General features: G+C 69.8%; 25 protein-coding genes. 15 read left to right on the forward strand and 10 right to left on the reverse strand.

The annotated features are described in order from the left end of the window. Window positions 1-96 precede the first annotated feature (96 nt). From ABZ887_RS18600 to ABZ887_RS18645, 10 genes are all read left to right on the forward strand, one after another. A complete protein-coding gene (locus tag ABZ887_RS18600; RefSeq protein ID WP_361290231.1) occupies window positions 97-519 on the forward strand; it encodes a hypothetical protein in 423 nt (140 codons plus the stop codon). A gap of 225 nt (window positions 520-744) precedes the next feature. Next, complete coding sequence (atpB, locus tag ABZ887_RS18605; RefSeq protein WP_361290234.1) at window positions 745-1,566, forward strand: F0F1 ATP synthase subunit A; 822 nt, start codon at window positions 745-747, stop codon at window positions 1,564-1,566. A gap of 71 nt (window positions 1,567-1,637) precedes the next feature. Then, a complete protein-coding gene (locus ABZ887_RS18610; RefSeq protein WP_043683105.1) occupies window positions 1,638-1,874 on the forward strand; it encodes an ATP synthase subunit C in 237 nt (78 codons plus the stop codon). Between the two features lie 41 nt (window positions 1,875-1,915). After that, window positions 1,916-2,461, forward strand: a complete 546-nt coding sequence (locus ABZ887_RS18615; protein ID WP_361290237.1) for a F0F1 ATP synthase subunit B — start codon at window positions 1,916-1,918, stop codon at window positions 2,459-2,461. Further along, window positions 2,458-3,273 (forward strand): F0F1 ATP synthase subunit delta, encoded by an 816-nt coding sequence (locus tag ABZ887_RS18620; protein WP_361290240.1) that lies wholly within the window; start codon window positions 2,458-2,460, stop codon window positions 3,271-3,273. Before ABZ887_RS18615 ends, ABZ887_RS18620 begins: the two co-directional genes overlap by 4 nt. Before the next feature lie 133 nt (window positions 3,274-3,406). Beyond that, entirely contained in the window at window positions 3,407-4,996 is a 1,590-nt protein-coding gene (gene atpA / locus ABZ887_RS18625) for a F0F1 ATP synthase subunit alpha (RefSeq protein WP_361290243.1), read from the forward strand. A gap of 21 nt (window positions 4,997-5,017) precedes the next feature. Then, window positions 5,018-5,938 (forward strand): F0F1 ATP synthase subunit gamma, encoded by a 921-nt coding sequence (locus tag ABZ887_RS18630; protein ID WP_361290246.1) that lies wholly within the window; start codon window positions 5,018-5,020, stop codon window positions 5,936-5,938. Beyond that, complete coding sequence (atpD, locus tag ABZ887_RS18635; RefSeq protein WP_361290249.1) at window positions 5,938-7,374, forward strand: F0F1 ATP synthase subunit beta; 1,437 nt, start codon at window positions 5,938-5,940, stop codon at window positions 7,372-7,374. The genes ABZ887_RS18630 and atpD overlap by 1 nt, the downstream gene beginning before the upstream one ends. Window positions 7,375-7,508: 134 nt before the next feature. Then, window positions 7,509-7,883, forward strand: a complete 375-nt coding sequence (locus ABZ887_RS18640; RefSeq protein WP_361290252.1) for a F0F1 ATP synthase subunit epsilon — start codon at window positions 7,509-7,511, stop codon at window positions 7,881-7,883. 130 nt (window positions 7,884-8,013) lie between these two features. After that, window positions 8,014-8,460 (forward strand): DUF2550 domain-containing protein, encoded by a 447-nt coding sequence (locus tag ABZ887_RS18645; RefSeq protein ID WP_089098752.1) that lies wholly within the window; start codon window positions 8,014-8,016, stop codon window positions 8,458-8,460. 105 nt (window positions 8,461-8,565) lie between these two features. Here ABZ887_RS18645 and ABZ887_RS18650 read toward each other — a convergent pair whose 3' ends face one another. Next, complete coding sequence (locus ABZ887_RS18650; protein ID WP_361290255.1) at window positions 8,566-10,392, reverse strand: glycoside hydrolase family 18 chitinase; 1,827 nt, start codon at window positions 10,390-10,392, stop codon at window positions 8,566-8,568. 156 nt (window positions 10,393-10,548) lie between these two features. Next, on the reverse strand, window positions 10,549-11,121 hold the full coding sequence (locus ABZ887_RS18655) for a cob(I)yrinic acid a,c-diamide adenosyltransferase (RefSeq protein WP_361290258.1): 573 nt from the start codon (window positions 11,119-11,121) through the stop codon (window positions 10,549-10,551). A gap of 208 nt (window positions 11,122-11,329) precedes the next feature. On the opposite strand from ABZ887_RS18655, the gene ABZ887_RS18660 reads away from it, so the two are divergent. The 3 genes from ABZ887_RS18660 to ABZ887_RS18670 all read left to right on the forward strand — a co-directional run bounded on the left by ABZ887_RS18660 (window position 11,330) and on the right by ABZ887_RS18670 (window position 15,590). Next, window positions 11,330-12,178 (forward strand): 3-hydroxyacyl-CoA dehydrogenase family protein, encoded by an 849-nt coding sequence (locus ABZ887_RS18660; protein WP_361290261.1) that lies wholly within the window; start codon window positions 11,330-11,332, stop codon window positions 12,176-12,178. A gap of 185 nt (window positions 12,179-12,363) precedes the next feature. Continuing rightward, window positions 12,364-12,687 (forward strand): STAS domain-containing protein, encoded by a 324-nt coding sequence (locus ABZ887_RS18665; protein ID WP_030672301.1) that lies wholly within the window; start codon window positions 12,364-12,366, stop codon window positions 12,685-12,687. A gap of 362 nt (window positions 12,688-13,049) precedes the next feature. Beyond that, the gene (locus ABZ887_RS18670) at window positions 13,050-15,590 is read left to right on the forward strand and encodes an ATP-binding protein (RefSeq protein ID WP_361290265.1); all 2,541 of its coding nucleotides are present in this window, start codon (window positions 13,050-13,052) and stop codon (window positions 15,588-15,590) included. Window positions 15,591-16,167: 577 nt separating this feature from the next. Here the strand turns inward: ABZ887_RS18670 and nucS are convergent. Next, window positions 16,168-16,839 carry an endonuclease NucS gene (gene nucS, locus ABZ887_RS18675; protein ID WP_361290268.1) on the reverse strand — a complete coding sequence of 224 codons (672 nt, stop codon included), beginning with the start codon at window positions 16,837-16,839 and terminating at the stop codon, window positions 16,168-16,170. Between the two features lie 289 nt (window positions 16,840-17,128). On the opposite strand from nucS, the gene ABZ887_RS18680 reads away from it, so the two are divergent. Then, the gene (locus ABZ887_RS18680) at window positions 17,129-17,521 is read left to right on the forward strand and encodes an SCO5389 family protein (RefSeq protein WP_089098747.1); all 393 of its coding nucleotides are present in this window, start codon (window positions 17,129-17,131) and stop codon (window positions 17,519-17,521) included. A 103-nt stretch (window positions 17,522-17,624) separates the two neighbouring features. Here ABZ887_RS18680 and ABZ887_RS18685 read toward each other — a convergent pair whose 3' ends face one another. After that, window positions 17,625-18,653 carry an LLM class flavin-dependent oxidoreductase gene (locus ABZ887_RS18685; protein ID WP_361290270.1) on the reverse strand — a complete coding sequence of 343 codons (1,029 nt, stop codon included), beginning with the start codon at window positions 18,651-18,653 and terminating at the stop codon, window positions 17,625-17,627. 223 nt (window positions 18,654-18,876) lie between these two features. Between ABZ887_RS18685 and ABZ887_RS18690 the strand changes: the two genes are divergently transcribed. Then, window positions 18,877-19,218 (forward strand): ATP/GTP-binding protein, encoded by a 342-nt coding sequence (locus ABZ887_RS18690; RefSeq protein ID WP_361290274.1) that lies wholly within the window; start codon window positions 18,877-18,879, stop codon window positions 19,216-19,218. Between the two features lie 29 nt (window positions 19,219-19,247). Here the strand turns inward: ABZ887_RS18690 and ABZ887_RS18695 are convergent, their stop codons facing one another. The 6 genes from ABZ887_RS18695 to ABZ887_RS18720 form a co-directional block, all read right to left on the reverse strand. Next, the gene (locus tag ABZ887_RS18695) at window positions 19,248-20,132 is read right to left on the reverse strand and encodes an ABC transporter permease subunit (protein WP_361290277.1); all 885 of its coding nucleotides are present in this window, start codon (window positions 20,130-20,132) and stop codon (window positions 19,248-19,250) included. Continuing rightward, window positions 20,129-21,412 (reverse strand): ATP-binding cassette domain-containing protein, encoded by a 1,284-nt coding sequence (locus tag ABZ887_RS18700; RefSeq protein WP_361290280.1) that lies wholly within the window; start codon window positions 21,410-21,412, stop codon window positions 20,129-20,131. Before ABZ887_RS18700 ends, ABZ887_RS18695 begins: the two co-directional genes overlap by 4 nt. Before the next feature lie 132 nt (window positions 21,413-21,544). Then, the gene (locus ABZ887_RS18705) at window positions 21,545-22,321 is read right to left on the reverse strand and encodes an ABC transporter permease (RefSeq protein WP_361290283.1); all 777 of its coding nucleotides are present in this window, start codon (window positions 22,319-22,321) and stop codon (window positions 21,545-21,547) included. Between the two features lies 1 nt (window position 22,322). Next, window positions 22,323-23,279: an ATP-binding cassette domain-containing protein gene (locus ABZ887_RS18710; RefSeq protein WP_361290286.1), complete on the reverse strand. Its 957-nt coding sequence runs from the start codon at window positions 23,277-23,279 to the stop codon at window positions 22,323-22,325. A 74-nt stretch (window positions 23,280-23,353) separates the two neighbouring features. After that, window positions 23,354-23,656, reverse strand: a complete 303-nt coding sequence (locus tag ABZ887_RS18715; RefSeq protein ID WP_361290289.1) for a hypothetical protein — start codon at window positions 23,654-23,656, stop codon at window positions 23,354-23,356. Window positions 23,657-23,817: 161 nt separating this feature from the next. Next, window positions 23,818-24,753: a cellulose-binding protein gene (locus ABZ887_RS18720; protein WP_089098739.1), complete on the reverse strand. Its 936-nt coding sequence runs from the start codon at window positions 24,751-24,753 to the stop codon at window positions 23,818-23,820. Window positions 24,754-24,813: the final 60 nt, after the last annotated feature.

Genomic DNA, 24,813 nt, shown 5'->3' on the forward strand with positions numbered 1-24,813 from the left:
TGCGACGGTCCGTCAGCGTGAGGTCTTCGACCCTCCGACCGGGACTACGCTCGTCCATGACGACACCTGCCCCCCTGTGAAAGCGGAGTTGCCGCCATGCCGTCCAATGACGCCCGGATCCTGGCCCAGGCCGCCGTACCCACGGCTGCCGTCGGCGTGCTCGCCGCCGTCGTCAGCGGCGTGGTCGCGGGCGGCAAGGGGGCGATCGGGGCGGTCGTTGCGACGCTGGTGGTGATCCTCTTCATGGGGATCGGCCTCTACGTCCTGCAGCGCACCGCCAAGTCGTTTCCCCACCTGTTCCAGGCCATGGGGCTGATGCTCTACACGGCGCAGCTGCTGTTGCTCTTCGTCTTCGTCGCCGCCTTCAAGAACACCACGCTGTTCAACCCCCGGGCCTTCGCCGTCACGCTGGTGGCCTGCACCCTGGCGTGGATCGCCGCCCAGGCGCGTGCCCACATGACTGCCAAGGTCCTCTACGTCGAGCCCGAGAAGTCCGAGAAGTCCGGACAATCGTCGTGAGAGGTAGGGCCGGGATAAAGGCGCACGAGAGATGCTGCTATCGTCCGGTGCCAACTGCGGCATCGCGGGCGCGGGCATCTGAGCTGACGCCTGCTCAATCGCGAGGCGAGATGCCCCCCAGCCGCCCCCACATCCGTAACACCAGTCCCGTGCCGAACCGCGGCCCTGCGCCGCGCCGACACAACGAGGTTGCCGTACCTATGCGTCACGCTGAAGGAGCCCGCGGTGAGTGCTGACCCGACGCAGGTGCTCGCCTTCGAGACCGACTGCCACATTTTCGCCAACTGTGGCTTCCCCGCTCCGGGCCTGCACTCGTTCCTGTTCAAGCCCCTCTGGGGCGACGGCGACAGCAACCTGTATTTCAACAAGACGATGCTGCTGGCGCTGCTCGGCTCGATCGTGGTCGTCGGCTTCTTCCTGGCCGCCTTCCGTAAGCCGAAGGTCGTCCCCGGCAAGCTGCAGATGGTGGCCGAGTCGGGTTACGACTTCATCCGTCGCGGCGTCGTCTACGAGACGATCGGCAAGAAGGAAGGCGAGAAGTACGTACCGCTGGTCGTCTCGCTGTTCTTCTTCATCTGGATGATGAACCTCTGGTCGATCATTCCGCTCGCCCAGTTCCCGGTGACGGCGATCATCTCCTACCCGGCCGTCCTGGCGGCCATCGTCTACTTCCTGTGGGTCTCGCTGACCTTCAAGCGCCATGGATTCGTCGGTGCCTTCAAGAACTTCACCGGCTATGACAAGTCGCTCGGCCCGGTTCTCCCGCTGGCCATGTTCATCGAGTTCCTCTCGAACCTGATCGTCCGGCCCTTCACGCACGCGGTGCGACTGTTCGCGAACATGTTCGCGGGCCACACGCTGCTGCTGCTGTTCACGATCGCCAGCTGGTACCTGCTCAACGGCATCGGGATCGCCTACGCGGGTGTCTCGTTCATCATGGTGATCGTCATGACGGCCTTCGAGCTGTTCATCCAGGCCCTGCAGGCGTATGTGTTCGTACTCCTGACCTGCAGCTTCATTCAGGGCGCGCTCGCCGAGCACCACTGAGCGCCTCGCACCCCACCCCCTAGCCGTCCGGTGGTCAACCCCCGCCGGCATCAGAAACAGAAGGAAGAATCATGGCTGCCACTGAGACCCTTGCCGCTGTCTCCGGCTCGCTCGGCTCCATCGGTTACGGCCTCGCTGCCATTGGCCCCGGCGTCGGCGTCGGCATCATCTTCGGCAACGGCACCCAGGCGCTGGCCCGCCAGCCCGAGGCCGCCGGCCTGATCCGTGCCAACCAGATCCTCGGCTTCGCCTTCTGTGAGGCGCTTGCCCTCATCGGCCTGGTCATGCCGTTCGTCTACGGCACCTGATCAGCCGATCAGCGACAGCCCCCTAGACGAAAGGCACTGACATGAGCCAGCTGCTCATTCTGGCGGCCGAGGAGAAGGAAAATCCCCTCGTCCCGCCGATCCCCGAGCTCGTCATCGGCCTGCTCGCCTTCGTCATCGTCTTCGGCTTCCTCGCCTGGAAGCTCCTTCCGAACATCAACAAGGTTCTGGAGCAGCGCCGCGAGGCGATCGAGGGCGGTATCGAGAAGGCCGAGGCCGCGCAGACCGAGGCCCAGAGCGTCCTTGAGCAGTACAAGGCGCAGCTGGCCGAGGCCCGGCACGAGGCCGCGCGCCTGCGCCAGGAGGCTCAGGAGCAGGGCGCCACGCTCATCGCCGAGATGCGCGCCGAGGGCCAGCGGCAGCGCGAGGAGATCGTCGCCGCCGGTCACGCGCAGATCGAGGCCGACCGCAAGTCCGCCGCGCAGGCGCTCCGTCAGGACGTCGGCCACCTGGCCACCGACCTGGCCGGCAAGCTGGTCGGCGAGTCCCTCGAGGACCACGCCCGGCAGAGCCGCGTGATCGACCGCTTCCTCGACGAGCTTGAGGAGAAGGCCGAGGCCGCGCGATGAACGGAGCGAGCCGCGAGGCCCTGGCAGCCGCACGTGAGCGTCTCGACGCGCTGACGGACTCCACGTCCGTGGACGCGACGCGGCTCGCCGACGAGCTGGCGGCCGTCACCGCGCTGCTCGACCGCGAGGGCGGCCTGCGCCGGGTCCTCACCGACCCGGCACAGGCCGGCGAGGCCAAGGCCGAGCTGGTCCGGCGCCTGATCGGCGGCCAGGTCTCCGAGACCACCGCCGACCTGGTGTCAGGCCTGGTCCGCTCCCGCTGGTCGCAGCCCCGCGACCTGGTGGACGCGCTGGAGGAGCTGGCGAACATCGCCGACCTCACGGCCGCGGAGAAGTCCGGCACGCTGGACGACGCCGAGGACGAGCTGTTCCGGTTCGGCCGGATCGTCTCCTCCAGCACCGGGCTGCGCGCCGCGCTGACCGACCGCAAGGCCACCGTCGCCGCGAAGACCGAGCTGCTGCACCGACTGCTCGGCGGCCGCGCCAAGCCGGTCACCGAGCGTCTGGTCACGCGCCTTGTGACCGTGCCGCGGGGACGTAGCCTGGAAGCGGGCCTGGAGGCCCTCTCCAAGCTGGCCGCGGAGCGCCGCAGCCGTGTCGTCGCCGTCGTCACCTCGGCGGTCCCGCTGAGCGAGCCGCAGAAGCAGCGCCTGGGCGCCGCCCTCGCGAAGCTCTACGGCCGCACGATGCACCTCAACCTCGACGTCGACCCCGCGGTCGTCGGCGGGATCCGGGTGCAGGTCGGTGACGAGGTCATCAACGGTTCCATCGCGGACCGGCTGGAGGACGCGGCCCGCCGCATGGCGAGCTAGCACCTCGGTAGTCGAGAACAAGCAGTACGTACTTACGACGGCCCGGGTTGGGCCGTACATGAAGAATCCTGGGGGTCGCCCCCAGACCCCCCAAGTGAAACTTCGGGCCCAACAAGGAGAGCAGGGAACCCAGATGGCGGAGCTCACGATCCGGCCGGAGGAGATCCGGGACGCGCTGGAGAACTTCGTCCAGTCGTACAAGCCGGACGCGGCCTCGCGCGAGGAGGTCGGTACGGTCACCCTTGCCGGCGACGGCATCGCGAAGGTCGAGGGTCTTCCCTCGGCCATGGCCAACGAACTGCTGAAGTTCGAGGACGGCACCCTCGGCCTCGCGCTGAACCTGGAAGAGCGCGAGATCGGCGCCATCGTCCTCGGTGAGTTCAGCGGCATCGAGGAGGGTCAGCCGGTGCAGCGCACCGGTGAGGTCCTCTCCGTCGCGGTGGGCGAGGGCTACCTCGGCCGCGTCGTCGACCCGCTCGGCAACCCGATCGACGGCCTCGGCGAGATCGAGACGTCCGGCCGCCGCGCCCTGGAGCTGCAGGCTCCCGGCGTCATGGCCCGTAAGTCGGTGCACGAGCCGATGGAGACCGGCTACAAGGCCGTCGACGCCATGACCCCGGTCGGCCGCGGCCAGCGTCAGCTGATCATCGGTGACCGCCAGACCGGCAAGACCGCCCTGGCCGTCGACACGATCATCAACCAGCGCGACAACTGGCGCTCGGGCGACCCGAAGAAGCAGGTCCGCTGCGTCTACGTCGCCATCGGCCAGAAGGGCTCGACCATCGCCTCCGTGCGTGGTGCGCTCGAAGAGGCCGGCGCCCTTGAGTACACGACCATCGTCGCCGCCCCGGCGTCCGACCCGGCCGGCTTCAAGTACCTGGCGCCGTACACCGGCTCGGCCATCGGCCAGCACTGGATGTACGACGGCAAGCACGTCCTCATCATCTTCGACGACCTCTCGAAGCAGGCCGACGCCTACCGCGCCGTCTCCCTGCTGCTGCGCCGCCCGCCGGGCCGTGAGGCCTACCCGGGTGACGTCTTCTACCTGCACTCCCGTCTGCTGGAGCGCTGCGCCAAGCTCTCCGACGACATGGGCGCCGGCTCGATGACCGGTCTGCCGATCGTCGAGACCAAGGCCAACGACGTCTCGGCGTTCATCCCGACCAACGTCATCTCCATCACCGACGGCCAGTGCTTCCTGGAGTCGGACCTGTTCAACGCCGGTCAGCGCCCCGCGCTGAACGTCGGTATCTCCGTCTCCCGAGTCGGCGGTTCCGCGCAGCACAAGGCGATGAAGCAGGTCTCCGGCCGGCTGCGTCTGGACCTGGCCCAGTACCGCGAGCTGGAGGCGTTCGCCGCCTTCGGTTCCGACCTGGACGCCGCGTCGAAGTCGCAGCTGGAGCGTGGTCAGCGACTGGTCGAGCTGCTCAAGCAGGCTCAGTACCAGCCGATGTCGACCGAGGACCAGGTCGTCTCCGTGTGGGCCGGTACCACCGGCAAGATGGACGACGTCCCGGTCACCGACATCCGCCGCTTCGAGAAGGAGCTCCTGGAGTACCTGCACCGCAAGGAGCAGGGCCTCATGACCTCCATCAAGGAGGGCGGCAAGATGTCGGACGACACCCTCACCGCTGTTGCCGACGCCATCGCCGACTTCAAGAAGCAGTTCGAGACCTCGGACGGCAAGCTTCTCGGCGAGGACGCCCCGGCCGCGGCCAAGTGACGTAAGGAAGGGACCTGACTCATGGGAGCCCAGCTCCGGGTCTACAAGCGTCGCATCCGATCCGTCACCGCGACCAAGAAGATCACCAAGGCGATGGAGATGATCGCCGCCTCGCGTGTCGTCAAGGCGCAGCGCAAGGTGCGGGCCTCCGCGCCGTACGCGACCGAGCTCACCCGCGCGGTCACGGCGGTCGGTACCGGGTCGAACACCAAGCACCCCCTGACCACCGAGGCTCAGACGCCGACCCGTTCCGCGGTGCTGCTCCTCACGAGCGACCGCGGTCTGGCCGGCGCCTTCAACTCCAACGCCATCAAGGCCGCCGAGCTGCTGACGGCGCGCCTTGAGGCGGAGGGCAAGGAGGTCGACACGTACATCGTCGGCCGCCGCGGTCTGGCCCACTACAACTTCCGCGAGCGCAAGGTCGCGGAGTCGTGGGCGGGCTTCACCGACGAGCCCTCGTACGCGGACGCCAAGAAGGTCGCGGCGCCGCTGATCGAGGCCATCGAGACCGAGACGGCGGACGGCGGGGTGGACGAACTCCACATCGTCTTCACCGAGTTCGTGTCGATGATGACGCAGACGGCGCTCGACGACCGGCTGCTGCCGCTCAGCCTCGACGAGGTAGCGGAGGAGGGCGCCGCCAAGGGCGACGAGATCCTTCCGCTGTACGACTTCGAGCCCTCGGCGGAGGACGTCCTCGACGCCCTGCTGCCGCGCTACGTGGAGAGCCGCATCTACAACGCGCTGCTCCAGTCGGCGGCTTCGAAGCACGCTGCCACGCGGCGTGCGATGAAGTCGGCCACCGACAACGCGGGCGAGCTGATCAACACGCTCTCCCGTCTTGCCAACGCGGCCCGCCAGGCCGAAATCACCCAGGAAATCAGCGAGATCGTCGGTGGCGCCAGCGCCCTGGCCGACGCGACCGCGGGGAGTGACCGCTAATGACCACCACTGTTGAGACCGCGACGGCCACGGGCCGCGTCGCCCGGGTCATCGGCCCGGTCGTCGACGTGGAGTTCCCCGTCGACGCGATGCCGGACATCTACAACGCCCTTCACGTCGAGGTGGCCGACCCGGCCAACGCCGGCGAGAAGAAGACGCTGACCCTGGAGGTCGCCCAGCACCTGGGTGACGGCCTGGTCCGCACCATCTCCATGCAGCCCACCGACGGTCTGGTCCGCCAGGCCCCGGTCACCGACACCGGCGACGGCATCACCGTCCCGGTCGGCGACTTCACCAAGGGCAAGGTGTTCAACACCCTCGGTGAGGTGCTGAACGTCGACGAGCAGTACGACGGCGAGCGCTGGTCCATCCACCGCAAGGCCCCGAACTTCGACGAGCTCGAGTCGAAGACCGAGATGTTCGAGACCGGCGTCAAGGTCATCGACCTGCTCACCCCGTACGTCAAGGGTGGCAAGATCGGCCTGTTCGGCGGTGCCGGCGTCGGCAAGACGGTGCTCATCCAGGAGATGATCTACCGCGTCGCCAACAACCACGACGGTGTCTCCGTGTTCGCCGGTGTCGGCGAGCGCACCCGTGAGGGCAACGACCTCATCGAGGAGATGGCCGACTCGGGCGTCATCGACAAGACCGCCCTTGTCTTCGGCCAGATGGACGAGCCCCCGGGCACCCGTCTGCGCGTGGCCCTCGCGGGTCTGACCATGGCGGAGTACTTCCGCGATGTGCAGAAGCAGGACGTGCTGTTCTTCATCGACAACATCTTCCGCTTCACGCAGGCCGGTTCCGAGGTCTCGACCCTGCTCGGCCGGATGCCCTCCGCGGTGGGCTACCAGCCGAACCTGGCCGACGAGATGGGTCTCCTCCAGGAGCGCATCACCTCGACCCGCGGTCACTCGATCACCTCGATGCAGGCGATCTACGTCCCCGCGGACGACCTGACCGACCCGGCCCCGGCCACCACCTTCGCCCACCTCGACGCGACGACGGTGCTCTCCCGTCCGATCTCGGAGAAGGGCATCTACCCGGCCGTGGACCCGCTGGACTCCACGTCCCGGATCCTGGACCCGCGCTACATCGCGGCGGACCACTACAACACCGCGATGCGGGTGAAGACGGTCCTCCAGAAGTACAAGGACCTCCAGGACATCATCGCGATCCTCGGTATCGACGAGCTGGGCGAGGAGGACAAGCTCACCGTCCACCGCGCCCGTCGCGTGGAGCGCTTCCTGTCCCAGAACACCCACGTCGCCAAGCAGTTCACCGGCGTCGACGGGTCGGACGTCCCGCTGGACGAGTCGATCGCCGCGTTCAACGCGATCATCGACGGCGAGTACGACCACTTCCCGGAGCAGGCGTTCTTCCTGTGCGGTGGCATCGAGGACCTGAAGGCCAACGCCAAGGAGCTGGGCGTCTCCTGAACACCCTGAGTTCTTCCGAACTCATTGCGTTCTTCGTGTGAGGGGGCGGGCGCGTCCCGCCCCCTCACGCACGCCTACTAGAATTGACCCCAACACCCGGCGCCCCTGCCGGGTGGTGACCCGAGGAGCCACCCTTGGCTGCTGAGCTGCACGTCGAGCTCGTCGCCGCGGACCGCCAGGTCTGGTCCGGCGAGGCCACCCTGGTCGTCGCGCGCACCACGTCCGGCGACATCGGCGTCATGCCCGGTCACCAGCCGCTGCTCGGTGTGCTGGAGTCGGGCCCGGTGACCATCCGTACGAGTGATGGTGGAACGGTCGTCGCCGCGGTGCACGGCGGTTTCATCTCGTTCGCGGACAACAAGCTCTCCCTGCTGGCCGAGACCGCCGAACTGTCGGACGAGATCGATGTCCAGCGCGAGGAGCGTGAGCTGGAGCGCGCGAAGGCGGCGGGCGACGCCACCGCAGAGCGGCGCGCCGACGTCCGTCTGCGGGCGGCGACATCCCGCTGACACACTGCGCGTATGCGTTGACGTAACTCAGCCGCGGCTGGGGCCGGAGCCATTCCGGACCCAGCCGCGGCTGAGGTAGATCTGGGTCTTTTTACGTTCCATTACCTAGGAGACGGGGAGGTCGGTGCCGATGGTCCTCGCTCTGACTGTGGCCGGAATCGTGGTCGCGCTGGTGGTGGTGGGACTCTTCCTGTTCGGCCTGCGCCGCAGACTGATCCAGCGCTCCGGCGGCACCTTCGACTGTTCCCTGCGCTGGGAGGTCCCCGAGAAGACGGACACCAGCGGCAAGGGCTGGAGCTACGGCGTCGCCCGCTACAACGGCGACAGCGTCGAGTGGTACCGCGTCTTCTCCTACGCCTACCGCCCCCGCCGGGTCCTGGAACGCGACCGGATCGAGGTGGCCGGCCGCCGTCTCCCCGAAGGCGAGGAGGAGCTGGCCCTGCTCTCCGACGCCGTCATCCTCGCCTGCACCCACCGCGGCACCCGCCTGGAACTCGCCATGAGCGAGGACGCGCTCACGGGCTTCCTCGCCTGGCTGGAGGCGGCCCCGCCGGGGCAGCGCGTCAACGTCGCCTGACCGCGGGGGTACCCGGGCCTGACCGTGGGGGCCCCGGGAAACACCGTCGCGGACGGCCCGGAGGCCGCCCGCGACGGGGTGGGGGGTGGGGGTGGAGCGAAGGGGTCAGCTCAGCCCGGAGTTGATGGCACTCACCAGCTCACCGTTGCTGGTGTCACCGCTGAACTCCCAGAAGAACGCGCCGCCGAGGCCCTGGGTCTTGGCCCAGCTCATCTTCCCGGCGATCGTCGACGGGGTGTCGTACGACCACCAGTTGGTGCCGCAGTGGGCGTACGCCGTGCCCGCGATGGTGCCGGTCACCGGGCAGGACGTCTTGAGGACCTTGTAGTCCTCGATGCCCGCTTCGTAGGTCCCGGTCGCCGCGCCCGTGGCCGTGCCGCCCGGCGCGTCCTGGGTGACGCCGGTCCAGCCTCTGCCGTAGAACCCGATGCCGATCAGCAGCTTGCTCGCCGGCACGCCCTGCGCCTTGAACTTGGCCATCGCGTCGGCGGTGTCGAAGCCGGCGGTCGGGATGCCCGTGTACGAGGTGAGCGGGGAGTGCGGGGCCGTCGGGCCGGTGGTGGCCCAGGCGCCGAAGAAGTCGTACGACATCACGTTGTACCAGTCGACGTACTGCGAGGCGCCCGCGTAGTCGGTGGCGTCGATCTTGCCGCCGGAGGAGCCGTCGGCCGTGGTGGCCGCGGTGACCAGGTTGCCGGCACCGAACTTGGCGCGCAGCGCGGACATCAGGTTCTTGAAGGCCGCCGAGCCGCTGGTGTCGCAGCTCAGACCGCAGGCGTTCGGGTACTCCCAGTCGATGTCGATGCCGTCGAAGACATCGGCCCAGCGCGGGTCCTCGACCAGGTTGTAGCAGGAGTCGGCGAACGCGGTCGGGTTGGCCGCCGCCTGTGCGAAGCCGCCGGACCAGGTCCAGCCGCCGAAGGACCACAGGATCTTGATGTTCGGGTACTTGGCCTTCAGCTCGCGCAGCTGGTTGAAGTTGCCCGCCAGCGGCTGGTCCCAGGTGTCGGCGACGCCGCTGACCGACGTGTCGGCGGTGAACGTCTTCTGGTAGTCGGCGTAGGCGTCGCCGATCGCGCACTGACCGTTCGTCACGTTGCCGAAGGCGTAGTTGATGTGCGTGATCTTCGCCGCGGACCCGGACGTCACCAGGTTCTTCACCTGGTAGTTACGGCCGTAGATGCCCCACTCGGTGAAGTAGCCGAGCTTGACCTTGGAGCCGGTGGTCGGGGGAGTGGTCGTACCGCCCGTGGTGTGGACGGCGACCGCGCCGCTGACCGGTCCGGTCTGGCTCGCGGTGTCGCGGGCCTGCACCGTGTACGAGTAGTCGGTGCCGGCCGTCAGACCCGTGTCGGTGTACGAGGTGGTGGTCACCGTGGAGACCACCTTGCCGTCGCGCAGGACGTCGTAGTTCTTGATGCCCTTGTCGTCGGTGGCGGCGGACCAGTTCAGCGTCACCCCGGTGTTGGTGATGCCGGACGCGGTCGGGGTGCCGGGCGCGGAGGGCGCCGAGTCGCCCGGGGTGGTGGTGCCGCCGTCACAACTCGCCCCGTTGAGCAGACAGTTGCTCGGCGATCCCGAACCGGCGCCGTTGAAGCCGAAGGAGACGGAGGCGCCGGGGGCGATGGAGCCGTTGTAGGACTTGTTCTTGGCGGTCCAGTGGGTGCCGGAGGAGGTGACGTCCGCGTCCCACGCGGAGGTGACCGAGGTTCCGGAGGGGTAGTCCCACTCGACGGTCCACGAACTGATGGTGGTGGTACCGGTGTTCTTGACGGTCCACTGGCCGCCGAAGCCGGTACCCCAGTCCGAGGTCTTGGCGTAGGTCGCGGTGGCGGACGTGGCGGCCTGGGCGGGGCTCGCGATGCCGACCAGACCGGCCAGGGGGAGCACCAGCGTCGCAAGCCCTGCCGCGACTCTGTGTCTGAAGCGCATGCTGCGCCTCCCTCTTGATCGGGGGTGACGTGGGCATGACTGAGCCTTCATGCCCATGGTGCCGCGAGAATAGAAAGGTCTGGACCACCGGTCAATAGGTCTGGACCACTTTCGTATACGGCCGCCGGATCCCCAACTCCCGCCCCGGCAGCGGATTTACCGCTCCCCGCCCGGAACCCAGAGCACGTCCCCGACGTCCTTGTTGGCCGTCCTGGCCAGAATGAACAGCAGGTCCGACAGGCGGTTGAGGTAGGTCGCGGTCAGGGGGTTCATCGCCTCGCCGTGTGCTTCCAGGGCGGCCCACGTCGAGCGCTCGGCCCGGCGTACGACCGTGCACGCCTGGTGGAGCAGGGCCGCGCCCGGGGAGCCGCCGGGGAGGATGAAGGAGCGGAGCTTCTCCAGCCGCTCGTTGAAGCGGTCGCAGTCCGCCTCCAGCTTGTCGACGTAGAACTGCTCGACCCGCAGGGGCGGGAACTCGGGGTTCTCCACCACGGGGGTCGACAGGTCCGCCCCGACGTCGAAGAGGTCGTTCTGCACCCGGGTGAGCACCTTGACGACCTCCTCCGCCAGCCCGCCCAGCGCGATCGCCGTCCCGATCACCGCGTTCGCCTCGTTGGCGTCCGCGTACGCCGAGATCCGCAGATCCGTCTTGGCGACCCGGCTCATGTCCCCGAGGGCGGTGGTGCCCCGGTCGCCGGTCCTGGTGTAGATGCGCGTCAGATTGACCATGCGGCCAGCCTAAAGCTGCCGCGCGGGCGGCGGACCGCACCGTGCGTGGCGCGAAACGGACCATGCCTCCCGGGGTGCCTGACGGGACGTGACGGTTGTCTCACGTCCTGAGACCGTGACACGCGTTACTTACCGGGTTTCCGGGCCCCCGACGAGCGCTAGGGTCCCGCCCAAGAGGCATACCTCAACAGCGTGTAAGGGGAGCGGAGTGGCACGGAAGCTTGCCGTCATCGGTGCCGGCCTGATGGGTTCCGGCATCGCCCAGGTCGCCGCACAGGCCGGCTGGGACGTGGTCCTGCGGGACGTCACCGACGAGGCACTGGAACGTGCTGTCGGCGGCATCCAGGCCTCTTACGACAAGTTCGTGAGCAAGGGCCGGCTGGAGGCCCATGACGCCGACGCCGCCCTGGCCCGCATCGCCACGACCACCGACCTGGACGCGGTCGCCGAGGCGGACATCGTGGTCGAGGCCGTCTTCGAGAAGCTGGAAGTCAAGCACGAGATCTTCCGCGCCCTCGACAAGATCGTGCGCCCGGACGCCGTGCTCGCCTCCAACACCTCCGCCATCCCGATCACCAAGATCGCGGCGGCCACCGAGCACCCCGAGCGGGTCGTCGGTGTCCACTTCTTCTCGCCGGTGCCGATGATGCAGCTCGTCGAGCTGGTCCGCGGCTACAAGACCAGCGACGAAACCCTCTCCACCGCGCGGGAGTTCGCCGAGTCCACCGGCAAGACCTGCATCGTCGTCAACCGGGACGTCGCCGGCTTCGTGACGACCCGGCTGATCTCGGCGCTCGTCGTCGAGGCCACCAAACTGTACGAGTCGGGCGTCGCCACCGCCGAGGACATCGACCTCGCCTGCAAGTTGGGTTTCGGTCACGCCATGGGCCCGCTGGCCACGGCCGACCTCACCGGCGTCGACATCCTGCTGCACGCCACCAGCAACATCTACACCGAGTCGCAGGACGAGAAGTTCGCCCCGCCGGAGCTGATGCGCCGGATGGTTGACGCCGGTGACATCGGGCGCAAGAGCGGGCAGGGCTTCTACACGTACTGAAACATCAGTACGTAGAGCCTCTGACCGCCTCTCAAAACGCACAAACCCCGGGGTTTTCACCCTCGGGGGTGAATTCGGTATCGGTTCGCTTACAGATGGCAACCTCTGACCGGCGAACGCAGTCAGAGGTTGCATTACCGGACATCACTTTCACGGAGTAGGACACGCACTCTCGGGGAGCGCATATGTACATCAGGGGCGACCACGCCGAGCTGGTCGTCGGGGGCCGCCTCGACGTACGCAGCGCGGCGGACGCCCGTACGGTCCTGCACTCGGCCGTCGACGACGGAGTCGGCGACCTGGTGCTGGACCTGTCCGAGCTGGACTCCTGGGACGCCACCGGACTCGGGGTGATCATGGGGGCCCACCGGCGGGCCGGCCGCTGCGGCCGCCGCCTGGTGCTGCGCGGCGTACCGCCGCAGATGCAGCGCCTGCTGGTGGCCACCCGGCTGCACCGGATCCTGGCGATCGAGGGGGGCATCGGGGTGGAGTCGCTGCCCCGCGTGTGACACCGGGACCGTGTGACACCGGGACCGGCGACGGGCTGCGGCGACGGGCTGTGCGGCGGCGAACCGCCGGGACACGGCACACCATGGAGACGCCGCGATCCGGTGTGAACCGGGCGACGGGGGTGACCCGGTCGGACGGCGCGCAAGCGCACGTCAGACGCAATCCTCACGAGACTGTGATGTCTCGGACGGCGCGGTACCCCGGACTGTCGTAGATACTGTGCGAAGGTTTAGGGTTCGGTCGCCCGCCGCCTAGTCACCCTTCGAGCGCGGGCCCGGACCAGAAGCGACAGCGCGGTGTGCAACAGGCCGGGGAGGGCCGGTATTCACGGCACACGACGCTTTTGGGGGGCTAGGAACCTATGGACCCGATCAACCCGGGACCCGAGGGGTACGGCCAGGACGGCGACGGCAGCTCGCCGCGCCAGCGCCCGCCCAGGGAATCCCTCACCAACGACTTCGGTCAGAGCACGCCGGCGACGGCCCGCACCACGCGGCTGGTCACCGGCGACTTCCTGCTGACCGTCAACCCGGTCGACGGCAGTGAGATAGAGCCCTGCCCGCCGACCGAGCGCCCGGCCAGACCGGAGAAGCGCACCGCCGCCGAGCGCGCCGAGCACGAGCGTGCCGTCCGGCCGCCGGTCCCGGCCGGTCCCGCCCAGCCCGAGCTGCCGCTCCTGGAGCGCCAGGACGACCGCGAGCGGCTCGTCCGGCTCCTCGCCCGCGGCCGCTCGGTGCGCCTCACCGGGCCCTCGGGCTCCGGCCGCACCGCGCTCCTCGACCTGGTCGCCGACGACTGCTCCGACCTCGCCCCCGACGGCGTGGTCCGCCTCAACGGCTTCCACCGCACGCCCGAGGACCTGCTCCACGACCTCTTCCACGCCGTCTACAAGGCGCCCGCGCACCGCCCCGGACCCGACGAGCTCCTCGAACTGGTCCGGGACGTCGGCGCGGTCGTCGTCCTCGACGACGTCGAGTTCGGCGGCGCCGGCCTCGACGAGCTGATCGACGCCACCCCCGAGTGCGCCTTCCTGCTCGGCGCCACCCCCGACGTGCCTGCGCCCGCCGCCGACTCCGCCGTCGAGGAGGTCTTCCTCAGCGGCCTGGAGCGGGCCGGGGGCGTCGACATCCTGGAGCGCGCGGTCGGCCGGGTGCTCACCGAGGAGGAGGCCAACTGGGCCGGCGACCTCTGGTTCGAGTCCGAGGGTCTGCCGCTGCGGTTCGTCCAGGCCGGCGCGCTGCTGCGCCAGCGCGACCAGGTGCGCGCCAGCGCGGGCGCCGTCGACGAGCTCGGCGTCTTCGCGTCCAACCTGTCGGACCTCTCCGACCTCTCCGATCTGCCGGTCGACGCGCCCTTCGACGCCGAGACGACCGACGAGGTCCCGCTCCCGTCCCTCGGCGAGGCCGCCGCGCCCGCCCCGCTGCTCGCCGCCCGCCTCAGCGCCTCCGCCCGGGCCACCCTGCGCTTCGCGGTCGCCCTCGGCGGCGAGGTGCCGCACCAGGCGCATCTGCCGGCCCTGGTCGGCGACACCCACGCCGACGCCGCCCTCGGCGAGCTGGCGGGCTGCGGACTGGTCTCCCCGGTGGGCTCCCGCTACCGGCTCGCCGCGGGCGTCCTGCAGCAGCTGGAGGCCGCCGGCTACGCCGACGACGCGACGGCCCAGGCCCTCACGGCCGCCCAGCACTACAGCTGGTGGTGCGGGCACCCCTCGGTCTCCCCGGAGCGGGTCTGCGCGGAGGCCGACGCGGTCCTCGCCGCGCTGACGCTGCTGGTGCCCGAGACGGTGCCGCCGGCGGAGGACGAGGACAGCACGCCGGTACGGCTGGCCCGTACGGCCGCGCCCGCGTTCGCGGCAGGGCTGCACTGGAGCGCCTGGGAACGGGTGCTGCGGGCCGGTGCGGAGGCCTCCCGGCTCGCCGGTGAGGTCGGCGAACAGGCCTACTTCCACCACGAACTCGGCATCCTCGCGCTCTGCAGCGACCAGCTGGACCGGGCGCGGGCCGAACTGGAGGCCTCGATCGGCCTGCGCGGGGCGCTCGCCGACAAGCGGGGCACGACGGCCGGCCGACGGGCCCTCGCCCTGGTGGCCGACCGCTCGGGCGAGGTCATCCCGGCCGTCGCCGCGATGGCGGGCGACGAGATTCCGGACGCCCGGCACGAGGAGTCCATATCCCCGGCGGGCGGTGTCACGACGCCCTTCCCGGCGGTCCACTCGCCGGTTTCGGACACCCTGGTGACCCACAGGGTCCCGGGGCAGCCGGCACCGGCCCAGGGCGGCGGAGGCGGCCTCGTCCGCATGGCCCGCCGCAACCTGGTGGCGGTGGGCGCGGGAGTCCTCCTCACGGCCGTCCTGGGCACCGTGGTCACCCTCGGCATGACCTCCCACGACAACGCCGACGACCCGTCCAACAACGTGAGCGTCACCCCCTCGGCGAGCGAGGACGCGAGCGGCGGCGGCCTGGGCGCCGACCCCGGCGAGACCTCCGGTGCGGGCGACACCGGCACCGCGACGGCCACGCCGACGGACCCGGGTCCCGACGGCACCATGGGCACGTCGGACGACCCGACGCCGCCCTCGGACACGAAGACGCCTTCGGCTTCGGCTTCGGGGACGAAGGGGTCGTCGGGCGGCGGCACGCCGAGTACGTCGAGCAAGCCGACGACGAGCAAGCCGACTTCCCCGTCGTCCTCGGGATCGCCTTCGACCGGTACACCGACTGGTGGGTCCACGACGTCGGCTCCTCCGACGGGCGGTTCCACGGCCCCCAGCGACTCCGCGGACCCCACGCCGACCGACGCCACCAACTCGGCCGGCGGCCCGGTGTCCGACTCCCCGTCGGTCACCACGTCCAGCGAGTCCGAGAGCACCGGCACGGGTACGTCGAGCGGCAACGTGATCTGACCCGCCCACCGCCCGCCTCGTAACGCCGCGGCCTCTTGAGCTCCGCCGTGTCCTCCCAGTTGTTCGAGGACTCCTGCCACTTCTGGTAGGTGCCGCCGTTGCACGCGAGTGCGTAGGCGTCGCCTGAGGAGTTGCTGTCCAGGCAACGGCCTGTCGCCTCGTCGTGGAGCGTGAACGGCGGGACACCGGCCCATGCCGAGTCGGCGAGCGTGGTTGCCAGAGCAGCGGCACCGACGACGATGCCGGCCGTCTGGATCAATCTGGTGCGGAGCACGATTACCTCCAACGCGCGGTGCTCGTGTGCGATTCAGGCGCGCACGAGCAGCAGACTGTGCCGCGACCACGTGGTCGGGGCGCGGCAAGTCTGACCACCGGACAGGAGCGCACGCGCCCCTTCCCGGGCGAGTGCCGAACCCACGGGACGAGATGGTGCCTGACCTCTGGTTTCCCGCCGATATCTGACGAAACCGCGGGCCGGGGGATGGGCGGCCCGACCGCGGGGCGGCGTTGAACGCCGAGCTGAGCGGCGAGCCGAGGCGGGTGCGGCGGGCCGGGGAAGGGAAGTCGCCGTCGGCTGTCAGAACAGCCGGAGTTTGTCGTCCTCGACGCCCCGCAGTGCGTCGTAGTCCAGGACCGTGCAGCCGATGCCCCGGTCCGTGGCCAGGACGCGAGCCTGCGGCTTGATCTCCTGGGCCGCGAAGACGCCCCGGACAGGGGCCAGATGGGGGTCGCGGTTCAGCAACTCCAGGTAACGGGTGAGCTGTTCCACGCCGTCGATCTCGCCCCGGCGCTTGATCTCGACCGCGACGGTCTGGCCGTCCGCGTCGCGGCAGAGGATATCCACCGGGCCGATCGCCGTCATGTACTCGCGGCGGATGAGGGTGTAGCCGTCGCCGAGGGTCTCGATGTGGTCGGCCAGCAGTTCCTGCAGGTGCGCCTCCACGCCGTCCTTGATCAGACCAGGGTCCACGCCCAGTTCGTGCGAGGAGTCGTGGAGGATCTCCTCCATCGTGATGATGAGCTTCTCGCCCGCCTTGTTGATGACGGTCCAGACGCCTTCCTCCTCGCCCGCCCCCTCCTTGAGGGTGCACGGCGGCGACATCCAGTTGAGGGGCTTGTAGGCCCGGTCGTCCGCGTGGACGGACACGCTGCCGTCCGCCTTGACCAGGATCAGACGGGGGGCGGAGGGAAGGTGGGCGGTGAGCCGGCCGGCGTAGTCGACGGAGCACCGGGCGATGACGAGACGCATGGTCGGCAACGCTACTCGACGCGCCGCCCTCCACGCGATTCGCCCGCACTACGGCTGACGGCCCCTCCGTGACCGGTCCTGAAGAGTCGCCTGCGCACGCCTGTTCAAACCTGGCCGATTGTGTGCCTAAAGGGACCGTCGCATATACGCAATCTCCTGGTGGCGTCACCGCCCGTTGCCTACCGTAGTAAACGGGAGGTCGCGAGTTGTGTACTCAGCGTGTTCGGTATCGCGAACTCCCTTACCTGTCCGCCAACCCCTGTTGTTCGGGGGTGCGAGAGGAGTACCCATGTCGCTCGACGTCTCACCGGCCCTACTCGAACAGGCCGAGCGAGGCGAGGTCGACGAAGCGGATTTCGTCGACTGCGTCCGGACCTCCCTGCCCTACGCATGGGAGATGATCAGCTCCCTGGTGGCCCAGCTGAAGGTGGACGGCGGAGACTTCGCCGACAACCAGACGCCTCCGCCGGACGAGCAGGCACGCGGTCAGCTGCTGCGTGCGCTCGCGAGTGACGCCATACGCGGCGCCCTGCAGCGGCACTTCGGTGTGCGGCTGGCCTTCCAGAACTGCCACCGTGTGGCGGTGTTCCCGCTGGACGCCTCGGTCGACGAGACACTGGCCCGCTTCACCTCGGTGCGCAATCAGCTGCTGAACCAGTCCCCGGAACTCCGGGACTGCTGACGCCGTGCTCCGGTACTGCTGACGCAGTGAGCCGCTTGCTTGCCGCTCCACACGCGGGAGGTGCATCAGTCACTGGGGCGGCAAGCTCCCCGCGGCGGTGAGGTCACCGGAGGTGCGGCAGTACCTCGGCACCCAGCCGTCGTACGTTCTCCTCCGTGGCCGCCAGATCCCCCGAGCCCTCCGTCAGCAGGGCGAAACGGGAGATGCCGGTCCGCTCGGAGGTCGCGGCGAGGCGGTCGACGCACAGCCGCGGGGTACCCACCGGGTGGAGGCCGCAGAGCAGTTCGGTGTAGGCGAGCGGGTCCCGCATCGAACGGAACCGGCCGTCCACCGTCATATGGGCCTCCAGGCCCTGCTTCAGCCAGCCCGGCATCGCCTTCGTCAGGGTCTCCGCCGCGTCGGTGCGGCTGTCCGCGATCTGGCAGACGCCGGCCGACACATGGGCCGCCCCGGCGATCTCGTCGCCCGGCCGCCCGGCCGCCCGCGCGTGCTGCCGCCACAACGCGACCATCTCGGCCTTCTCCTCGTCGCCGACGTGCATCCCGAGCAGCATCGGCAGCCCTCGCTCGGCGGCCAGCCGGATGCTCGCCGCGGAGGTGCAGGCGACCACCACCTCCGGCCCCGGCGCCTCCGTCAGCGCCTCCGACGGGCGCGGTACGACGGGCACCTCACGGAACGAGAAGCGCGGGCCCGAGGCCGACACGGCCGGTTCGTGCAGCCAGCGCATCAGCAGATCGAGTGATTCGGGGAAGCCCTGTTCGTACGCCTCCAGGCCGGAGCCGAAGACCTCCAGGTCCACCCAGGGCCCGCCGCGCCCCACGCCGAGCGTGAAGCGGCCGCCGCTCGTCACGTGCAGCAGTGCGGCCTGCTCGCCGAGGGCGACCGGGTGGACGGTGGGCAGTACGCTCACCGCCGTACCGACCCGCAGCCGCCGGGTGCGGCCCAGCAGCAAGGCCGCCAGGGTGACCGCGGACGGACACGTGCCGTACGGCACGAAGTGGTGCTCGGCCAGCCAGACCGCGTCCAGACCGGACTCCTCGGCCACCTCCGCCGTGCGCACCGCCCGGTGCAGGGCTTCCCCCTGCCCCTGGCCCGGGAACTGGGCGGCCAGCACAAAACTACCTACGCGCATCGTTTCTTCCTGCTTTCCTGGCTCCGACCCGGAGCTCCCCCACCGGGCATAACCGTCTGACACGTGCCGAGGACACGGCCTGGCGGAGAGATTTGCGGATTGTCTGGAGAATGGGTCGCCCTGGAGGGGGACTTGTGCGGGTTGGTGCCCTACGCGTACCCCCGTGCGCGCGTCGTAGGCTGGACACAGCCCGTGCTTCCTGTATAGCCCCGAGAGGTGTCCCGTGTCCCCGCGTCGCAACCGACCCAAGGGCCCGAACGGAGCGGCCTCGTCCGGCCGGAGCGCCGAGGACGACCGCGCGGACCGCTACGGCGGCTGGCAGTCCACCGAGAACTGGCAGGGCGAGGAGTGGAGCGTCCGGCACGTGGCAGGGGCCAGCGCGGTCGGCAAGACGTACCGGTGCCCGGGCTGCGACCAGGTGATCGCCTCCGGCGTCCCGCACGTGGTGGCCTGGCCGGAGCACTCGGGCGTGGACGAGCGCCGACACTGGCACAAGGCCTGCTGGAACGCGAAGGACCGCCGCACCACGCGGGTGCAGCGGCCCAGGAACGCGCCGAAGTTCTGAGAGCCGAAGAGCTCCGGGGGTCGTACGGCCTACACGTCCCGCTTCTCCAGCAGCGCGTAGGCGCCCGCGAACGCGACGGCCGTCACACCCAGGATGATCCACAGCGGGTCCCAGCCCGAAGGGCCGGAATCGCTCAGGGAGTTGGAGTAGAAGACGCTCAGCTGGTTCGGGATCGAGTACTCGAACAGGGCGTTGCGCACCTTCTCCAGCGACGAGGAGAACATGAACAGGGCGATCACCAGCGGGGCCAGCACCGCGCCGATCATGACGGTGATGGCGCCCGCCGAGTGCCGGATGATCGAGCCGATGATCAGCGAGAGCAGCCCGAGCAGCGCGATGTAGAGGCTGACGCCGACGGTTCCCTTCAGCCATTCCCCGCCGGTCGGCTTCCGGGCGATGTCGCTCAGCATCGACACCTGCGTCATGGCCACGAACGCGCTGGCCGCGAGGGTGATCACGAACGCGACCGCGAAGAAGACGATCGCCTTCGCAGCGAGCACGCGCGCGCGGGAGGGGCAGGCGACCATCGTCGTACGGATCATGCCCGTGCCGTACTCCGAGGCGGTCGTCAGCACGCCGAGCGTGATGATGCACATGCTGCCGAGCAGCAGCCCGAAGAAGCCGAGCGAGAGCGCGTTGCTGCCGGACAGGTCGTCGGACGAGGAGGTGGAGTTGCTGACCACGGCACCGGCGAGCAGGCCGATGCCGATCACCAGGAGGACGAAGACGCCGAGCGTCCAGATCGTCGAACGCACCGACCTGATCTTCGTCCACTCGGAGGTGATCGCGTGCCCGAGGTTGGTGCGCACCACCGGGATCGGCGAGACGTAGCCGGGGTACGAACCGCCGGGCGCCGCCTGCCAGTCGGGTGCGGCCGGGGTCGTCTGCGGCAGCGGAGGCTGGTGGGTGCTCATCGGGCGTCCTCGGGCTTGGTCAGGTCGGCGGGGGCAGCAGGAGCAGCAGGGGCGGCGGGGGCGGTGGGCGCGGCGGCGGGGGCCGGCCGGGCCGGTTCGGCGGCTGCCGCAGCGGGCCCGGGAGCCGGAGCGGGCGTCGGCTGGGCGTAGGGGTTGGGAGCCGCCTGGGGAGCCCCGTACGGGCCCTGCGGGGCGCCGTACCCGCCTGCGGGCGCACCGGGTGCACCGTACGGCCCCGTGAACGGCTGGCCGCCCTGCTGCGGCGCCGGTGGGGCGTACCAGCCCGGCTGGCCCTGCCCGGGCACCGGCATCGGCGGCTGGGCGCCCGGCGGCAGGGGCTGCTGGAGGCCGGCCTTCTGGTCGATCGAGGACCGGTAGTCGACGGCGCCCTGCGTCATCCGCATGTACGCCTCCTCCAGCGAGGCCTGGTGCGGGGACAGCTCCCACAGCCGTACGTCCGCCTCGTGCGCGAGGTCGCTGATCCGGGGCAGCGGCAGCCCGGTCACTCTGAGCGCCCCGTCCTGCTCCGGCAGGACATGGCCGCCGGCCTCGGTCAGCGCCGAGCTGAGCTTCTCGCGCAGCTGCGGCTCGGTGTCCGGGGTGCGGACCCGCGCGAAGTCCGCGGAGTTGGCCGAAATGAAGTCGGTCACGCTCATGTCGGCGAGCAGCTGGCCCCGGCCGATGACGATGAGGTGGTCGGCGGTCAGCGCCATCTCGCTCATCAGGTGGGAGGAGACGAAGACCGTCCGGCCTTCGGCGGCCAGGGACTTCATCAGGTTGCGCACCCAGAGGATGCCCTCGGGGTCGAGGCCGTTGACCGGCTCGTCGAAGAGCAGCACCTGGGGGTCGCCGAGGAGCGCGGCGGCGATGCCGAGGCGCTGGCCCATGCCGAGCGAGAAGCCCTTGGAGCGCTTTCCGGCCACGCCCTGGAGGCCCACCACCCCGAGCACCTCGTCGACCCGGCGGGCCGGGATGGCGGACAGCTGGGCCAGCGAGAGCAGGTGGTTGCGGGCGGACCGGCCGCCGTGCACCGCCTTGGCGTCGAGCAGCGCGCCGACCTGGCGGGCGGCGTTCGGCAGCTTGCGGTACGGGAAGCCGCCGATCGTCACCGAACCGGCGGTCGGGTTGTCCAGACCCAGGATCATCCGCATGGTCGTCGACTTGCCCGAGCCGTTCGGCCCGAGGAAGCCGGTGACGGCTCCGGGTCGTACCTGGAAGGAAAGGTTGTAGACGGCGGTCTTGTCGCCGTAGCGCTTGGTCAGGCCGACAGCCTCGATCATGCTCCGCACCCATCGAAAGGATCAGGACATGGGGCAGACGCCCCCCGTAAGGGTTAGGAGGATATCGGGGAGCTGACGGTTCCGCCCAAGAGCATGTAAAGACTTCCGGCGACAGAACCGGTCACGGATTCGTCACTGGGCGTCGCGCCGCTTCAGCAGGACGTACCCGCCGGCCAGCGCGGCGATCACCCACAGCCCCATGATGCCGAGCCCGCCCCAGGGCCCGTACGGGACGTCGTCGCCGGCCCTCGGGACCACCTGCATGATGTGGCTGCCCGCCTGGTCCGGCAGGAACCGGCCGATCTTCTTCGTCGCGTCGACGTTGCCGAGGATGTTGGAGATCAGGAAGAAGAACGGCATCAGGATGCCCAGCGACAGCATCGGCGAGCGCAGCATCGCGGCCACGCCCATGGAGAACATCGCGATGAGCGTCATGTAGAGCCCGCCGCCGACGACCGCGCGCAGCACCCCGGGGTCGCCGAGGTACGCCCGGTGGGAGCCGAGCATGGCCTGCCCGAGGAAGAAGGCGGCGAAGCTGGTGACCATGCCGACCACCAGTACCAGGGCCGCCGCCACCGCGATCTTGCTGAACAGGAAGGTGGCCCGCTGCGGCACGGCGGCCAGCGAGACCCTGATCATCCCGGTGCTGTACTCGTTGGAGACCACGAGCACCCCGAACACGATCATCGCCAGCTGACCGAGGGTCATCCCGGCGAAGCTGATGTTCGTCGGGTCGAAGGAGAGCCGTTCCCGCGCGGGCATGTTGCCGAACTGCCTGTTCGCGAGCCCGGAGATCAGCATCCCGAGGGCCACGGTGACCACCACGGCCAGGGACAGCGTCCACACCGTCGACGCGACGGACCGGATCTTGGTCCACTCGGACCGTACGACCTGGGTGACGACGGCCATGTCACGCTCCCTTGTCCCAGCCGGCGCCCCAGGCCTGTGGCAGCGGGGGCGAGTCGGCGTGCGCGTGGTACTCCACAGACTCCGCCGTCAGTTGCATGAACGCCTCCTCCAGGGAGGCCTGCTGGATGCTCAGCTCGTGCAGCACGATCCCGTTCTGCGCGGCCAGCTCCCCGATCGGTTCGGCCTTCCCGCCCTCCACCTCCAGGGCTCCGGTCCCCGTCTCGACGACGGTGATCCCGGCCCCGTGCAGCACGTCGAGCAGGCGCTCGCGCTGCGGGGAGCGGACCCGGACGTACGACCGCGAGTTCGTCCGGATGAAGTCCGCCATCGAGGTGTCGGCGAGCAGCCGCCCCTGCCCGATGACGACCAGGTGGTCGGCGGTCAGCGCCATCTCGCTCATGAGGTGGGAGGAGACGAACACGGTCCGGCCCTGGGCGGCCAGCGACTTCATCAGGGTCCGGATCCAGTGGATGCCCTCGGGGTCGAGCCCGTTCACCGGCTCGTCGAACATCAGGATCCGCGGGTCGCCGAGCAGCGCCCCCGCGATCCCGAGCCGCTGCCCCATCCCGAGCGAGAACCCCTTGGCCTTCTTCTTCGCCACCGCCGTCAGTCCGACGGTGTCGAGGACCTCGGCCACCCGCGCCGTCGGGATCCCGTTGCTCTGCGCGAGGCAGAGCAGGTGGTTGAAGGCGCTGCGCCCGCCGTGCACGGCCTTCGCGTCGAGCAGCGCCCCGATGTACGTCAGCGGGTCCTTGAGCTGCTCGTACCGCCTGCCGTCGATCCGGACCCGGCCGCCCGTGGGGTGGTCGAGCCCGAGGATCATCCGCATGGTGGTGGACTTCCCGGCACCGTTGGGCCCGAGGAACCCGGTGACGATGCCGGGTCTGACGGTGAACGTGAGGTCGTCGACCGCCGTCTTGTCGCCGTAGCGCTTGGTCAGGCCCGCCAGCTCGATCATGCGGCCACGCTAAGACCGGCCTGCGGGGGCTGCCACCCGAGAGGGCCGACGTCACCTCAGGGGGCCCATGTCCCCTACTCCTCCGGCTCCCAGGCCGGCAGCTGGTCGAACAACCGTCGGTCCCCGCCGAGTTTCAGGGCGTCCACCGGGACCCGGTCGTACAGGGCGAGGAACAGCTCCCCGGCCGTGCCGCGCAGGGACGCGTCGGCCGCGGGCGCCGTGTCAGGCGTCGTGAGGCGGGCGGCCCGGGCGCCGTCGGCGGAGAGCGTGACGCGCCAGGAGCGGCCCTCGGCGGCGTGGTAGTCGACGGCGGCCGAGCGTTCGTCTGTCAGGCGCAGCAGGTCGGAGGAGTCCGGAGTCGCCGGAGTCGTTTCCACCCCGGATCTCCATCACCCGGCTCCGGCGGCCGGACAGCGGGTTTCCCGGCCGACGCGCCCCTGAAGGGGGGCCGGGTGCACGCCCCTTTCAGAGGCGTGCACCCGCACGACGGAGGCCCGCACCCCCCGAAGGGGATGCGGGCCTTCGATGTCGCTAACGCTTACCGGGACTGCTGAGCCGGGACCCCGCGGGAGATCGGCTCGTCCTCCGCCGGGGAGCTGGCGGCGGCCACCGCGGCACCGGTCAGCGTGGCCAGCATCTCGCGGACGTTGGTCAGCTGGGCGTTGATGCTGTCGCGGCGGTTCGTCAGCGCGGCGAGCTCGCGCTCGGATTCCGAACGGATCCGGTCGGCCTTGGCGTTCGCGTCCGCGACGATGTCCTCGGCCTGACGCTGAGCCGTCTCGACCGTCTGGCGGGCGCGGCGCTCGGCGTCGGTGCGCAGCTTCTCGGCCTCCAGGCGCAGCTGCTCCGCGCGGTGCTCGATCTCCGCGAGGCGCTTCTCGGCCTTCTGCTGGCGGGACGCCAGGTCACGCTCGGACTGCTCGCGGCGCTTGGCGAGGTTCGTCTCGAAGTCGGCGGCGGCCTGGGCGGCCTTCGCGCGGGTCTCCTCGAAGAGGGCGTCCGCCTCCTCGCGCTTGGACTGCGCGTCCTTCTGGGCCTCGGAGCGCAGCTGCGACGCGTCGCTCTTGGCCTTCTCGACGATCCGGACGCCCTCGTCCTCGGCCTTGGCCTTGCGCTCCGCAGCGAACGATTCTGCGTCGTTGCGCACCTGCTGGGCCGCCGACTCGGCGAGCTCACGGTGCTGCTCGGCGGCGCGACGGGCCTCCTCGCGCAGGTCCTTCGCCTCCTCCTCGGCGAGGCGGAGGATCTTCTCGACACGCGCGCCGAGACCGGCGTACGACGGCTCCGCGTCGGTTACCTGAGCCTGGGCGTTCTGCGTCTCGAGGTGGAGCTCCTCGATGCGCTTTTCCAGAGCGGTGATGCGGGCGAGAGCGCTGTCACGGTCGGAGACGAGCTTGGAGATCCGTTCGTCCACCTGAGCGCGGTCGTACCCACGCCGCACTAGCTCGAAGCCGTAGGGGGAAGTGTCGCTCATGGGTTTCCTGTCGAGTGAGACCGGTGAGGTGATAGGTGGAATCCTAGGGGCCGATGCGGT

Origin of the sequence: Streptomyces sp. NPDC047061 (assembly GCF_040643955.1) — a bacterium.
In the GTDB taxonomy this organism is placed as follows: domain Bacteria; phylum Actinomycetota; class Actinomycetes; order Streptomycetales; family Streptomycetaceae; genus Streptomyces.

Excerpts from the sequence above, each read along its gene's own strand:
- ABZ887_RS18600 (WP_361290231.1), top strand. The coding sequence starts at position 97 with ATGCCGTCCAATGACGCCCGGATCCTGGCCCAGGCCGCCGTACCCACG.
- ABZ887_RS18610 (WP_043683105.1), top strand. The coding sequence starts at position 1,638 with ATGGCTGCCACTGAGACCCTTGCCGCTGTCTCCGGCTCGCTCGGCTCC.
- ABZ887_RS18615 (WP_361290237.1), top strand. The coding sequence starts at position 1,916 with ATGAGCCAGCTGCTCATTCTGGCGGCCGAGGAGAAGGAAAATCCCCTC.
- ABZ887_RS18620 (WP_361290240.1), top strand. The coding sequence starts at position 2,458 with ATGAACGGAGCGAGCCGCGAGGCCCTGGCAGCCGCACGTGAGCGTCTC.
- atpA (WP_361290243.1), top strand. The coding sequence starts at position 3,407 with ATGGCGGAGCTCACGATCCGGCCGGAGGAGATCCGGGACGCGCTGGAG.
- ABZ887_RS18630 (WP_361290246.1), top strand. The coding sequence starts at position 5,018 with ATGGGAGCCCAGCTCCGGGTCTACAAGCGTCGCATCCGATCCGTCACC.
- atpD (WP_361290249.1), top strand. The coding sequence starts at position 5,938 with ATGACCACCACTGTTGAGACCGCGACGGCCACGGGCCGCGTCGCCCGG.
- ABZ887_RS18645 (WP_089098752.1), top strand. The coding sequence starts at position 8,014 with ATGGTCCTCGCTCTGACTGTGGCCGGAATCGTGGTCGCGCTGGTGGTG.
- ABZ887_RS18650 (WP_361290255.1), bottom strand. The coding sequence starts at position 10,392 with ATGCGCTTCAGACACAGAGTCGCGGCAGGGCTTGCGACGCTGGTGCTC.
- ABZ887_RS18655 (WP_361290258.1), bottom strand. The coding sequence starts at position 11,121 with ATGGTCAATCTGACGCGCATCTACACCAGGACCGGCGACCGGGGCACC.
- ABZ887_RS18665 (WP_030672301.1), top strand. The coding sequence starts at position 12,364 with ATGTACATCAGGGGCGACCACGCCGAGCTGGTCGTCGGGGGCCGCCTC.
- ABZ887_RS18670 (WP_361290265.1), top strand. The coding sequence starts at position 13,050 with ATGGACCCGATCAACCCGGGACCCGAGGGGTACGGCCAGGACGGCGAC.
- nucS (WP_361290268.1), bottom strand. The coding sequence starts at position 16,839 with ATGCGTCTCGTCATCGCCCGGTGCTCCGTCGACTACGCCGGCCGGCTC.
- ABZ887_RS18680 (WP_089098747.1), top strand. The coding sequence starts at position 17,129 with ATGTCGCTCGACGTCTCACCGGCCCTACTCGAACAGGCCGAGCGAGGC.
- ABZ887_RS18685 (WP_361290270.1), bottom strand. The coding sequence starts at position 18,653 with ATGCGCGTAGGTAGTTTTGTGCTGGCCGCCCAGTTCCCGGGCCAGGGG.
- ABZ887_RS18695 (WP_361290277.1), bottom strand. The coding sequence starts at position 20,132 with ATGAGCACCCACCAGCCTCCGCTGCCGCAGACGACCCCGGCCGCACCC.
- ABZ887_RS18700 (WP_361290280.1), bottom strand. The coding sequence starts at position 21,412 with ATGATCGAGGCTGTCGGCCTGACCAAGCGCTACGGCGACAAGACCGCC.
- ABZ887_RS18705 (WP_361290283.1), bottom strand. The coding sequence starts at position 22,321 with ATGGCCGTCGTCACCCAGGTCGTACGGTCCGAGTGGACCAAGATCCGG.
- ABZ887_RS18710 (WP_361290286.1), bottom strand. The coding sequence starts at position 23,279 with ATGATCGAGCTGGCGGGCCTGACCAAGCGCTACGGCGACAAGACGGCG.
- ABZ887_RS18720 (WP_089098739.1), bottom strand. The coding sequence starts at position 24,753 with ATGAGCGACACTTCCCCCTACGGCTTCGAGCTAGTGCGGCGTGGGTAC.